Annotated in this window: 12 protein-coding genes; all 12 read left to right on the plus strand. The window is 56.4% G+C overall.

Annotation, left to right across the window (positions count from 1 at the left end):
• Positions 1 to 52 precede the first annotated feature (52 nt).
• Complete coding sequence (locus tag AC2T28_RS07680) at positions 53 to 1105, plus strand: ABC transporter ATP-binding protein (RefSeq protein ID WP_486748386.1); 1053 nt, start codon at positions 53 to 55, stop codon at positions 1103 to 1105.
• An 89-nt stretch (positions 1106 to 1194) separates the two neighbouring features.
• A complete protein-coding gene (locus tag AC2T28_RS07685) occupies positions 1195 to 2439 on the plus strand; it encodes an ABC transporter substrate-binding protein (RefSeq protein WP_486748387.1) in 1245 nt (414 codons plus the stop codon).
• A gap of 74 nt (positions 2440 to 2513) precedes the next feature.
• The gene (locus AC2T28_RS07690) at positions 2514 to 3545 is read left to right on the plus strand and encodes a carbohydrate ABC transporter permease (protein ID WP_486748388.1); all 1032 of its coding nucleotides are present in this window, start codon (positions 2514 to 2516) and stop codon (positions 3543 to 3545) included.
• A gap of 10 nt (positions 3546 to 3555) precedes the next feature.
• Positions 3556 to 4437 carry a carbohydrate ABC transporter permease gene (locus tag AC2T28_RS07695; RefSeq protein ID WP_486748389.1) on the plus strand — a complete coding sequence of 294 codons (882 nt, stop codon included), beginning with the start codon at positions 3556 to 3558 and terminating at the stop codon, positions 4435 to 4437.
• Complete coding sequence (locus tag AC2T28_RS07700) at positions 4434 to 5456, plus strand: ester cyclase (RefSeq protein ID WP_486748390.1); 1023 nt, start codon at positions 4434 to 4436, stop codon at positions 5454 to 5456. Before AC2T28_RS07695 ends, AC2T28_RS07700 begins: the two co-directional genes overlap by 4 nt.
• A gap of 130 nt (positions 5457 to 5586) precedes the next feature.
• Positions 5587 to 6132, plus strand: coding sequence for an ester cyclase (locus tag AC2T28_RS07705; RefSeq protein WP_486748391.1), 546 nt, complete (start codon positions 5587 to 5589; stop codon positions 6130 to 6132).
• Complete coding sequence (gene hisD / locus AC2T28_RS07710) at positions 6129 to 7460, plus strand: histidinol dehydrogenase (protein ID WP_486748392.1); 1332 nt, start codon at positions 6129 to 6131, stop codon at positions 7458 to 7460. Before AC2T28_RS07705 ends, hisD begins: the two co-directional genes overlap by 4 nt.
• Positions 7457 to 8509, plus strand: coding sequence for an ester cyclase (locus tag AC2T28_RS07715; RefSeq protein WP_486748393.1), 1053 nt, complete (start codon positions 7457 to 7459; stop codon positions 8507 to 8509). Before hisD ends, AC2T28_RS07715 begins: the two co-directional genes overlap by 4 nt.
• Entirely contained in the window at positions 8509 to 9273 is a 765-nt protein-coding gene (locus AC2T28_RS07720; protein WP_486748394.1) for an SDR family NAD(P)-dependent oxidoreductase, read from the plus strand. Before AC2T28_RS07715 ends, AC2T28_RS07720 begins: the two co-directional genes overlap by 1 nt.
• Complete coding sequence (locus AC2T28_RS07725; protein WP_486748395.1) at positions 9273 to 10307, plus strand: LacI family DNA-binding transcriptional regulator; 1035 nt, start codon at positions 9273 to 9275, stop codon at positions 10305 to 10307. Before AC2T28_RS07720 ends, AC2T28_RS07725 begins: the two co-directional genes overlap by 1 nt.
• A gap of 5 nt (positions 10308 to 10312) precedes the next feature.
• Positions 10313 to 11287: a nuclear transport factor 2 family protein gene (locus AC2T28_RS07730; protein WP_486748396.1), complete on the plus strand. Its 975-nt coding sequence runs from the start codon at positions 10313 to 10315 to the stop codon at positions 11285 to 11287.
• Positions 11288 to 11479: 192 nt separating this feature from the next.
• Positions 11480 to 12445 carry a cupin domain-containing protein gene (locus AC2T28_RS07735; RefSeq protein ID WP_486748397.1) on the plus strand — a complete coding sequence of 322 codons (966 nt, stop codon included), beginning with the start codon at positions 11480 to 11482 and terminating at the stop codon, positions 12443 to 12445.
• Positions 12446 to 12458 lie beyond the last annotated feature (13 nt).

Below are 12458 nucleotides of genomic sequence, written 5' to 3' on the forward strand. Positions count from 1 at the left end.
TGTCGGTTAACGTTTTTGCATGCGTATGCAAATTGATTCCATCGGGGGACAAATGGCTGAAATTCAACTGCGAAATGTAGGTAAGCGCTGGGGATCCTTTGTTGGGGTCGAGAACTTTGACCTGACCATTGCCGACAAAGAGTTCCTTGTTCTTCTTGGCCCATCAGGATGCGGCAAGACGACGACGATGCGTATGATCGCCGGGCTCGAGGACGCCTCGGAGGGCGAAATCCTGATCGACGGGAAAACCGTCAACGATCTTGAACCCAAAGACCGGGATGTCGCAATGGTGTTCCAAAGCTACGCGCTTTATCCCAACATGAACGTCTATGAAAACATCCGCTTCCCTCTCAAGGTCCGCGGTGTCGACGCCTCTACCCACGACCAGAAAGTACGTCGCGCCAGCGCAATGGTGGAACTGGACGATTTTCTGCACCGCAAACCTGCTGAACTGTCCGGCGGTCAGCGCCAGCGTGTGGCACTGGCGCGCGCCATTGTGCGGGAACCAAATGTTTTCTTAATGGACGAACCTCTGTCGAACCTCGACGCCAAGCTACGTGTCTCAACCCGAGCGCAGATCAAAAACCTGTCACATGAGCTGGCCGTTACAACAATCTATGTGACACACGACCAAATCGAAGCCATGACCTTGGCCGACCGTGTTGTGGTTATGAAAAAGGGTGTGGTTCAGCAGGTTGGCAGTCCAACAGACATCTACGACACACCAGCAAATACCTTTGTCGCCAGCTTTATTGGCAACCCCGCGATGAACCTCATGGAAGGTGACGTCGCGAATGGCACATTCCGTACCAACCTTGTCGAGATCACCGGCCTGGCGGCCCCTGATGGTCCGCTAACACTTGGTTTTCGCGCCGAAGATGCGTCCCTTGCATCAGATGGCAGCGGACAGATCAACGCGCCAATCTACACAATGGAGCTGTTAGGCGACGCCACAATGATTTCGGTCCGTGTTGGCGGGGCGCTTGTCTCGGTTAAAGCCGACAAGAACTTCCGCGCCGAGATTGGTGACATGGTGTCCATCACTGTGCCGCCAGAAATCTGCCACCTGTTTGACGGTCAAACGGGTGAGCGGATCAAGACCTGAACACATCAAGCCCTCAAGCGAAACCCTTGGGGCATTCAAGGAGCACATGGGGAGTGTGCATCCAAACTCAGGAAAACAGGGAGAACATCATGTTTCTTAGAAAAATCGCCGCTACAACAGCCTTTATGGGATTGATGGGCTCGGCAGCATACGCTGCTGGCTGTGGCCCCGAAGGGCAATCCATCCGCATCCTCGCCAGTGATTTTCCGGCAATTCATGCGGTTGTTGGCACGGCTCAGGCCAACTGCGGCACAGCTGCGGCCGAATTCAAGCCAAACCACACCACCGAAGCGCGTCAGATCATGAACGCGGCACTCACACCGAACCCAGCGGAATACACCTCTGTAATTGTCGCCAACTCGACACTGACCCAGCTGATGAACGATGGCCTTGTCCGCCCGCTGAACGATCTGGTTGAAAAATACGGCGATCACATCAAACCCAGCCAGCTGATCACCATCGATGGCCAGGTGATGGCCATTGCCTTCATGGCAAACTCGCAGCACCTCTTTGCCCGTAAGGACGTTCTTGAAAAGGCTGGTGTCAGCGCTGTCCCCGCCACTTACGAAGAAGTCCTGACAGCAGCCGAAAAAATCCGTGCTGCTGGTATCATGGACTATCCCGTAACCATGAATATGAAGATGGGTTGGAACATCGGTGAGATGTTCAACATGGTCTATCTCGGCCATGGTGGTGACCTGTTCAAGCCGGGTTCAGCCGAGCCCAACGTGAACAACGAACAAGGCATTGCAACACTGAATATGCTGAAGTCGCTGATGGAATATGCCAACCCAGATATTCTGACCTATGCCTCAAACGAGACACAGGGCGCCTGGGAAGCTGGCGAGGCCTCGCTGGGTATCATGTGGGGATCACGCGGCAATCCAATCCTGGACGATGAAGGCTCTACCAAAGAGATCACCTCTAACACCGTATTGGCTGCTGCGCCGACCGTTGCAGGCGGCTCGATTCCTTCAGCAACCCTGTGGTGGGATGGCATCACCATCGCGGCAAACGTCTCGGATGAAGAAGCCGAAGCTACTTTTGCAGCCCTTGTCAGTGCGTTGAACCCGGAAATGGTCGCCGCGCACAACGACGACGCAGTTTGGCTGCTCGACGGCTTCAAGCCGGGTCCGGCTGCGGCGGGCGTAGCCGCTACCGCACAGGGGGGTGCCAAACCTTACCCAATGATCCCCTATATCGGCATCATGCATGGCGCACTGGGCGCTGAACTGTCTGATTTCCTCAAAGGATCCGAAAGCGCTGAACAGGCCTTGGCAGATGTCGAAGCGGCCTATGTCACAGCTGCCAAAGAAGCTGGATTCCTCCAGTAATCCATCAAAAAAAGAGAGGGCTCTCATGGCCCTCTCCCTTCCTCACCTTTTGTTTTTTGACCGGGACGACTGCAATGAAGCATCGCACATTTCTCTGGTTTATCCTGCCGACGCTCTCCGCGATGATCTTGTTCATTGCGTTGCCAATTGTTTCGGTCTTTATCCAGTCGCTCCATGTTGGGCATGAACAAGTCATTGTTGTCTCGGAAAGCTGCGGACCATTTGGATGCACGCCAACAACATCGATTGACCTCGAAGCCACAGCCAAGCTTCAGCAAGAGCAACCGCTCGGCAAGTTTAATGGGCTGTCGACATATACAAACCGCTCACACCTTGCCTTTCAGGAACTGGCTGAGGCCTGGCGGATAACACAAACTTTTGGTGAGTTCTGGGATCAGGTTTTTAACCTGCCCTTCTACCGCGCCCTGATCTTTACTTTGACCTATACGGCTGTGGTAACACCCATGGTTATTGCGCTCGGTCTGGCAATTGCAGTCGGCGTCAATAACCTGCCAAAATTTCTCAAGGGACCGTCGATTTTCATATCACTCCTGCCGTTCCTGGTGACTCCTTTGGTTGGCTCGCTGATCCTGTACTGGATGGTCGATGCAGATGGCGTCATCGGTGCAACATTGCAGCGTATCTTTGACGACCCCTCACTCAGCCTAAAGGCATCAACTGCACTCACCTGGGTCATGCTGATTGTTTATGGCGTCTGGCACATGCTGCCGTTCAGCTTCATCACCTTTTACGCCGGGCTTCAGACCGTCCCCGAGGATACAATGGAAGCGGCCCAGATAGATGGTGCAAGCAAGTGGCAGAGTTTGATCCATGTGATCGTGCCGCATCTGGCGCCGCTCATGTCTTTTGTGACGCTAATGATGCTGATGGACAATTTCCGCGTCTTCGAACCGATCGTAAGTTTCTCAGCCGAGGCCCATGCAACGTCGCTCAGCTGGATCATTTTCAACGACCTGCGCGAAAGTGGTAATCCGCTCTACGGATCTGCCGGTGCAACCTCGATACTGACTGTTATCGGCGTTGTCATCCTGCTGACCCCTGTGCTGATCCGCACCTGGCGCGACTTCAACCGTAAATCTCACTAAGGAGGCGATCATGGCGATCAAAGCACAAAACCGCATTACACCGCTCACCATAATCTCCTTTGCACTGGTGGCGATCTGGCTGATCATTGCAGCCTTCCCCTTCCTCTGGACACTCTGGGGATCGTTCAAGGTCCAATCCGACTTCTTCTCCAAGGCAGATTGGCGCAACGCCTTCTATGGCATCAATACAATCAAAGAAACCGGCAGCGCCTTCACAGGTGCAGGGTACCACGGAGCTTGGGTTCAAGAGGAATTCTGGCGCAACGTGCTCAACACTGGCATCGTGGTTTTCTTCACCGTGGTGATCTCGCTCACCTTCGGCACGCTGGGTGGCTACGCATTGGCCCGCTCGGGTTTCCGCTATGCTTTCTGGATCCTGATGGCCGCTCTGGTGTTTCGCGCCATGCCGCATATCACACTGGTTTCAGGCTATATGCTGCCGTTTTTTGAATGGAACATCTGGGGCCTTTTGCCCACCACCATTATCGTTCTGGTGGCGATCAACCAGCCTTTCACCCTGTGGATGCTGCACTCGTTCTTCCTCAACATTCCCAAAGACATGGACGAAAGCGCCATGGTCGACGGCTGCACCCGTTTCCAAGCTTTCCGCCACGTGATCATCCCCGTGATGTGGCCCGGCGTTGTCACCACGGGCCTGTTCTCCTTCTTGCTGGCCTATAACGACTTTGCCGTAACCTCGATGCTCCTTAGTGCCGAGAACGAAACCATGGTACCGGCCATCGCCAGCTTCCTGGGCACTACACAGGTCCAGGGCAATGTAATGTTTGCTGTGGCCTCTGTTGTCTCTGCAACGGCTCCTCTTTTCATTCTGATCCTGTTCTTCCAGCGCCAAATCGTCAGCGGCCTGACAGCCGGAGCGGTGAAGGGATGACTTCTGTCCACGATCATAACAAAGCGCTGGTTGCCCCCTTACGGGATGCATTGCAAAGCTGCGACGCGGCCCGTGTCAAAAAGGCGATCCTGGAGCTGTTTGCCCCAGATGCAAAGATCCGCCTTTGCTTTCCTTACCAGGATGTGACCGGGCCAAATGACCTGTGGGATCGTGTTTATGCGCCTCTTTTTACCGCCCTGCTCGATCTCGAGCGACGTGACTTCATCGTCATTGCAGGTCCACGCTGGGGCGACGGTGAAAGTGGGAACTGGGTTGGGCTTGGCGGCAATTTCATTGGCACTATGTCCATGCCATGGTTGGATATTCCCGCCACCGAAAAACCTGTATTCATGCGCTATCATGAGTACCTGCGCATCGAAGACAATCAAGTTGTTGAGATGGAGGGCCTCTGGGACATCGCTCAGGTCATGCTTCAAGCAGGTGTTTGGCCAGTGGCACCACAGCTGGGCGTAGAATGGATGTGCCCCGGACCCGCTGATGGTCAGGGCGTCAGCTCCCTACCCTTCGATGCAGACAAGTCAGATACCTCTGTTCAGTTGGTCTGGGACATGTTGAACGACCTGAAACAAGGTGATGCGGATAACCCAGGTCGTGGGCTTGGTGGCTACTGGCATGACCAAGCGTTTTGGTACGGATCCACCGGACTTGGCACCGCCCGCGGACATACCGGCATCCGCGACAACATTTTCAAAGGCTTCCGCGAAGGTCTTTCGGACAATACCCGCCATCTCGAAGATGGAGTGTTTTTCGGAGATCAAAACCTTGTCGCCTTTACGGGTTGGCCATCTGGAACAGCAGTTCATTCCGGTGATGGATTTCTGGGCCTCGCCCCGACCGGCCGCACCATAACCCGGTGCAGCCTAGATTTTTGGCGGGTTGAAAATGGTCTGGTCCGCGAATGCTGGGTCATGGTCGATGTCATCGACCTTTATCGTCAACTGGGTGTCGATGTTTTCGCCCGCATGGCCGCGCTAGGCGGCAGTAGAAAGGCGGCGTGATGAGCAACTCTGCCCGCCACAACGCTGTTGGGCGCCACCCGGCGCTGAACAGGATGCCAAGGGATTTTCTGAGTGTGGGATGCTCCCTCCCCCTCAATCAAATCTCTTGGCATCATAAAAGGATAACCTCATGAAAGGTTCTCGCCCCGAACAAGCGGTCCTGACCCGCGACACCGACCTCAGCAAGACCGAAGAAACCCGTGCCGTCATCGAAAACATGGTGGACGGGCTGAATGATCACCGCATCAACGACATCGGCGAATTCTTCTCGGATGGGTTTCGCTGGATGGGCAACCAAGGTTGCGGCACCAAAACTGGCCTGCAGGAGTTCCAGGACAACTGGCAGCGCCCGTTCCAAGCCGCGTTCTCCGACAAAACCTGCATCGACGAAGCCCGCATGTACATGGGTGAATGGGCCGCCGCCTTTGGCCGTCAGGAAGCAACCCACACAGGCGAATTCCTCGGCATCGCCCCCACCGGAAAACGGGTTGAAATCCGCTATATGGATTTCTGGAAAGTCGTCGATGGCAAGATTGTCGACAACTGGGTGAACGTGGATTTCGCCCATGTCGCCGCGCAGCTGGGTGTTGATCTGTTCAACGGCCAGGGCTGGGAAGCATTTGATCGTGGAGAGAAAACCGCTCCACGTCCGACCAACCAAGGACAAGACACATGACCATCGAATACCTAAAACGCGGCAAACCCGAAGCAGACCGGGCCGAAGATGACGCCAAAACCCGCGCGGTGGTCGAAGCAACTTTGAAAGACATCGAAACCCGTGGTGACGCAGCCGTTCGCGAGCTGTCCGAGAAGTTTGACAATTATTCACCAGCCTCGTTCCGGCTGAGCCAGGCCGAGATTGACGAGCTGATCGCCTCGCTCACAGATCGCGAACTGGCCGACATCAAGTTTGCCCAACAGCAGGTCCGTAATTTTGCCCAGGCGCAGCGGGACTCGATGCTGGATATCGAAGTGGAAACCATGCCGGGTGTGATCCTGGGCCATAAGAATATCCCGGTGCAATCGGTTGGTTGTTACATCCCGGGCGGTAAGTTCCCCATGGTCGCCTCGGCGCATATGTCGGTGGCCACGGCCACGGTTGCAGGCGTTCCACGCATCATCGCCTGTACCCCACCGTTCAACGGCAAACCCAATGCTGCTGTCATTGCCGCTATGCATCTGGGCGGCGCGCATGAGATCTATGTGATGGGTGGCATTCAGGCCATCGGCGCCATGGCGCTGGGAACTGAAACCATCGATCCGGTGCACATGCTGGTCGGCCCCGGCAACGCCTATGTTGCCGAAGCCAAACGCCAGCTGTTTGGCCGCGTCGGCATCGACCTGTTTGCAGGCCCGACTGAGACCATGGTGATTGCCGATGAAACGGCTGCAGATGCTGAGCTTTGTGCAACCGACCTGCTGGGTCAGGCTGAACACGGCTACAACAGCCCCTGTGTTCTGCTGACCAACAGTCGCAAGCTAGCCGAAGACACACTTGCCGAAGTTGACCGCATTCTTGGCATTCTGCCCACTGCTGGCACCGCCAAAGTCAGTTGGGAAGACTACGGCGAGGTCATCGTCTGCGACACTTATGACGAGATGCTGCAGGTTGCCGATAATATCGCCTCCGAGCACGTTCAAGTCATGACGGATCGAGATGATTGGTTCCTGGAGAACATGACGTGCTATGGCGCGCTGTTCCTTGGTCCTCGTACAAATGTGTCCAACGGTGACAAAGTGATCGGCACCAACCACACCCTGCCGACCAAAAAGGCCGGCCGCTACACTGGTGGTCTCTGGGTTGGCAAGTACCTGAAAACACACAGCTATCAAAAGGTAACAACCGACGAAGCCGCAACACTGATCGGCGAATATGGCTCGCGTCTGTGCATGCTCGAAGGTTTTATCGGGCACGCCGAGCAGTGCAACGTTCGGGTCCGTCGTTACGGTGGCGTCAATGTTCCCTACGGCGAAGCCGCCGCTTATCGGGAACCAGCAGAATGAGTGACGTCCACACAGAAAACAAAGCCCTGATCGCACCTCTTCGCGCGGCGATGTACGATTTTGACGAAACAGCCGTGCGCGCTGCTCTAAACGAAATCAGCGCCCCGGATGCCATTTTCCACCACTGTCATCCCTTTGGCGACAGCACTGGTGGAGATGCCTTTTACGACACCGCCTATGCCGACCTGAAAAACGCCTGGCCCGATCTGGAACGCCGCGATTATATCGTCATGGCTGGGCCGGATGAACACGGCAATGATTGGGTCGGCTGCGGTGGTTACTATACCGGTGTCTTTACCGGCCCATGGTTGGATATCCCGCCCACTGGGCACCAGGTGGTCATGCGGTTCCACGAGTTCTTTCGTGTAGTCGATGGTCAGGTTGTCGAGTTTCAGGCCCTTTGGGACATTCCAGAGGTGATGATGCAGGCCAATGCCTGGCCGATGTCACCCAGCTTGGGGCACGAATGGCATGTGCCCGGACCGGCAACACAGGACGGGTTTGTGCCCGGTCCTTATGACGTTGAGAAAGGCGCGGCCACCTGCCAGCACATCATCGACATGCTCGAGCACTTGAAGAAACACCCAACCCAGGGTGGCCCCGAAGTGATGGAGATGGATCGGTTCTGGCACCAGCGCATGAACTGGTATGGCCCTTCCGGCATTGGCACCGGTCGTGGGTTTGCAGGGTTCCGCAATTGGCACCAGATCCCGTTTCTGGGCGGCATGCCTGATCGCGGTCAGTATCTGGACGAGATCACTTATCACTTCTTTGGTGATGGTGAATATGCCGCCGTCACCGGTTGGCCAAACATGGTCCAGACCGTGACCCATGACGGCTGGTTGGGGATCGCACCTGCGGGCAAGAAGATCACCATGCGTTCGCTTGATTTCTGGCGGTTGGAAAACGGAAAAATCCGGGAAAACTGGGTACTTGTCGATATTCTGGATGCCTATCGCCAGCTGGGTGTTGATGTCTTTGCCCGCTTGCGGGAGTTCAACAAAGCCCGCAACATAGGGCGCATTGATATCCCTGATGGAATGAGCTGATGACTGACCTGCCCCGCCCCCCTTCACTGACCCTTAGTGGCAAGACAGCCCTTGTAACCGGAGCCTCCTCTGGCATCGGTCAGGGCTGTGCCGTAGCGCTGGCTGATGCCGGTGCCCATGTGGTCTGTGCAGCACGCGGGGCAGATCGCCTGGCTGATACAGTTGCAGCGATGCAGGCCAAAGGCTGGAGCGCTGAAGCCCAGCAGATGGATCAGAACGACCTACAAGCCCTGCAGGCCACCATCGAAACCGGGAATTATGACATCATCGTCAATTCCGCAGGTTTAGCCCGCCATGGTCCCGCAACCGAAACAACGCCCGAGGACTTTGACGCGGTTGTCAGTGTAAACCTGCGTTCGGCCTACTTCCTATCCGCCTATGCAGCCAAGGCTATGGTCAAGGCAGGCAAGCCGGGATCTATCATCCATATCTCCAGCCAGATGGGCCAAGTCGGCGGTGTTGATCGCGCGGTCTATTGCGCCACAAAACACGGGCTCGAGGGTATGGTGAAATCCATGGCTGTTGAGTGGGGCAAACAGAGCATCCGCATCAACACAATCTGCCCCACTTTCATCCGCACGCCCTTGACCCAATCCACGTTCGACAACCCCGAACGTGCCGCCTGGATCATGGACAAGATCAAACTCCCCCGCGTGGGCGAAGTCGAAGACATCATGGGCGCAGTACAATACCTCGCCTCTGACGCTTCGGCCATGGTGACAGGCACCGCCCTGATGATCGACGGAGGTTGGACAGCAGACTGATGGCTGAAAAAATCACCTCCCTCCAGGTTGCCGAAAAGGCCGGCGTCAGCCAGTCCGCCGTCAGCCGTGTCTTCACCCCCGGTGCCTCTGTGTCGAAAAAAACTGCCGACAAGGTGCGCAAGGCCGCCACCGAGTTGGGCTATCGCCCCAACATCCTGGCCCGCGCCATGGTATCCGGCAAAAGCCGTATCATCGGCCTGGTGGTTGCCTATTTGGAAAACCACTTCTACCCCGAAGCCTTGGAAATTCTGTCCAACACCCTGCAGGAACAAGGCTATCACGTCCTGGTTTTCATGGCCTCGCAGACCGCTGGCAATATTGACAACGTGATGGATGAAATCCTGGATTATCAGGTCGATGGCATCGTCATGGCCTCGGTTGCGATGTCATCGGATATCGCAACCCGCTGCCAGCAGGCCGGGGTTCCGATCGTACTGTTCAACCGGTCACAGGATATCGAAGGCATCTCGTCGGTCACATCCGACAACCACGCCGGTGGGCGTCAGGTGGCCGAGTTCCTGATCGCCGGAGACCACCAACGCATCGGCTACATCGCCGGGTGGGAGGGGGCCTCGACCCAGCGCGACCGCGAGGCTGGATTTCGCGAGTACTTGCAAGAAGCCGGTGTCGAACTCTTTGCCCGCGAAGTTGGTGATTTCCACACCGAACGCGCCCGTGATGCCGGGCGGAGAATGTTCGACGTGCCCGCAGACCAGCGACCAGATGCGGTCTTTGTCGCCAATGACCACATGGCGCTAACCGTAATGGATGTCATTCGCTTCGAACTTGGCTTGCGCATCCCTGAAGATGTCTCTGTTATCGGGTATGACGATGTCCCGCCCGCCAGCTGGCCCGCCTACAACCTGACCACCATGCGCCAACGCGCAAACCTGATGGTTGCCGAAACTGTCTCTGCTCTGATGGAGCACATCAATAACCCCAAGACCGCCAGCCCTAAACGCGTGGCCATAGACGGACCGTTCATCGTACGCGGTTCGGCACGGCTGCCCGAAGGCTGGACACCTAAAGGATAAGACCCATGCAAGGCTTCGATCCCAAATTCAAGGATTTCCCCGATTACATCATCGGCATCACCAAGGAAATCTGGGAAGACCGCGGCATCGCCACGCTACATCACTACTATGGCGAAGACATCGTTGTGCGTTCGCCTGCGTCGGTTGTCACCGGCAACCAGAATGTGATCGGCGCCACCATGGCCACCCTGGCCGAATTCCCCGACCGCACCCTGCTGGGTGAGGACGTGATTTGGTCGGGCACCCCCGAAGACGGCATGCTCAGCTCGCACCGTCTGCTGTCCACAGCAACGCACCTCGGCGATGGAGTCTATGGCAAGGCCACTGGCAAAAAGCTGGTCTACCGGATCATGGCCGACTGCCATGCGAAGAACAATGCGATTGATGACGAATGGCTGATCCGCGATCAGGGGGCTATTGTTCGACAGATGGGCTGGGATCCACAGGAATACGCCGCCAACCTGATAACCAGCGAAGGTGGTCCGGAAAACTGCGTGCAGCCCCTGACCCCTGCCAATGACATTGAAGGTCCCTACAAGGGCAACGGCAACGATAATGAATGGGGCCAGAAATACGCCGATATTCTAACCCGTATCATGAACGCCGATTTTGGCATAATTGAGCAGGAATACGACCGCGCCGTTCAAACCGAATACCCCGGCGGTGTCACTGGTCATTCCTTTGCCTCGGTTGATGGCTTCTGGATGGGCCTGCGCGCCTCTTTCCCAAATGCCAAGTTCAAGATCGAGCACCAGATCGGCCGTGACGATCCGATGATGCCACCACGCGCTGCGATCCGTTGGTCGCTGCATGGCAAACACGATGGCTGGGGCGTTTTTGGCACCCCAACCGGCGCTGACGTCTATGTGTTGGGCATCTCCCACGCCGAGTTCGGCCCATGGGGTCTGCGCCGTGAATTCACCATCTTCGATGAAACCTCGGTCTGGAAGCAACTGCTGCTGCAATCTGGAAATCTATAAGTGAACCCTGCCCGGTCATATCAGGTTTTGGCCACTGGCCTGCACCAAAGCACCGCTTTGCGGCGGTATCATGTGCACCGTCAAAGTCTGCGCGCGCAGCGACTGAACCTGCGACCGCCCGGGCAGGCGATCTGATCCAACCGGGCCAGGCTCTGGCCCACTCAGATTGCAACCCCATTTAGGACCACTGCTATGACAGCTTCATCCATCACCGACCGCATCGTTCGTTACGGCGACCTTAAGCCCTGCAAAACTGCCTTTATTGACGCCCACACACCGGGCAGCGACCAAAAGGAAAACTTCACCATCATTGGTGGCGGCGTTTCCGAAAGCCCGGACCAGCATGTTCACCTGTCCGACAAGATCGGGTTCAACATCGGCGCTGCTGGCCAGCCCCCCAAGTGCCGCAACAGCCTGCACACCCACACCACCGCCGAGGTGTTCTTTGTGCTCAAGGGCCGTTGGCGGTTTTTCTGGGGCCGCTATGGCACCGCGGGTGAGTTTGTTGCCGAAGAGGGTGATATCTTCAACATCCCAACCGGCATCTTCCGCGGGTTTGAAAATATCGGCACCGACTATGGTATGATCATGGCCATTCTGGGTGGCGATGATGCTGGCGGCGGCGTGACTTGGGCGCCTCAGGTCATCGAAGACGCGCAGGCACATGGGCTGATCCTTGGTGAAAACGGCGTGCTGTACGACAGCAAAAAGGGCGACGCCTTGCCCCATAACGTCAACCCGATGCCGCTGTTGACCGAAGACCAGTTGAAAGACATCCCCGAAGTCCCGGCTGAAGATGTCATTCCGGGTTATGTGGCCCGGTATTGGGATCTGATGGGGCTGGCAGGCAAGAAACCCGCCAAGGTGATTGGCCCCGATGCCCTGCTCAAAGACCGCCCCGGTTTCGAGATCGATTTCCTGACCCGTGGCTCCATCGACGATGAGATGATCACCTCGGATCAACACACAGTTCTGATGCCGATGCGCGGTCATTGGAAACTGCGTTGGGACGGTGGTGAAAGCGTCATCAACCCCGGCGACACCAGCCTGATCCTTCCCGGTGAATCCTATGCGCTAACACCGTCGATGACAGGGGAATCCAGCCTGTACCGGATCACCGCAACGGATGATCCTGCTGGCGCAACCTGGCTGGGTTAACGAACCAACCATT

The sequence above is a fragment of the Parasedimentitalea nitratireducens genome (assembly GCF_057444295.1).

Excerpts from the sequence above, each read along its gene's own strand:
- AC2T28_RS07680 (WP_486748386.1), top strand. The coding sequence starts at position 53 with ATGGCTGAAATTCAACTGCGAAATGTAGGTAAGCGCTGGGGATCCTTT.
- AC2T28_RS07685 (WP_486748387.1), top strand. The coding sequence starts at position 1,195 with ATGTTTCTTAGAAAAATCGCCGCTACAACAGCCTTTATGGGATTGATG.
- AC2T28_RS07690 (WP_486748388.1), top strand. The coding sequence starts at position 2,514 with ATGAAGCATCGCACATTTCTCTGGTTTATCCTGCCGACGCTCTCCGCG.
- AC2T28_RS07695 (WP_486748389.1), top strand. The coding sequence starts at position 3,556 with ATGGCGATCAAAGCACAAAACCGCATTACACCGCTCACCATAATCTCC.
- AC2T28_RS07700 (WP_486748390.1), top strand. The coding sequence starts at position 4,434 with ATGACTTCTGTCCACGATCATAACAAAGCGCTGGTTGCCCCCTTACGG.
- AC2T28_RS07705 (WP_486748391.1), top strand. The coding sequence starts at position 5,587 with ATGAAAGGTTCTCGCCCCGAACAAGCGGTCCTGACCCGCGACACCGAC.
- hisD (WP_486748392.1), top strand. The coding sequence starts at position 6,129 with ATGACCATCGAATACCTAAAACGCGGCAAACCCGAAGCAGACCGGGCC.
- AC2T28_RS07715 (WP_486748393.1), top strand. The coding sequence starts at position 7,457 with ATGAGTGACGTCCACACAGAAAACAAAGCCCTGATCGCACCTCTTCGC.
- AC2T28_RS07720 (WP_486748394.1), top strand. The coding sequence starts at position 8,509 with ATGACTGACCTGCCCCGCCCCCCTTCACTGACCCTTAGTGGCAAGACA.
- AC2T28_RS07725 (WP_486748395.1), top strand. The coding sequence starts at position 9,273 with ATGGCTGAAAAAATCACCTCCCTCCAGGTTGCCGAAAAGGCCGGCGTC.
- AC2T28_RS07730 (WP_486748396.1), top strand. The coding sequence starts at position 10,313 with ATGCAAGGCTTCGATCCCAAATTCAAGGATTTCCCCGATTACATCATC.
- AC2T28_RS07735 (WP_486748397.1), top strand. The coding sequence starts at position 11,480 with ATGACAGCTTCATCCATCACCGACCGCATCGTTCGTTACGGCGACCTT.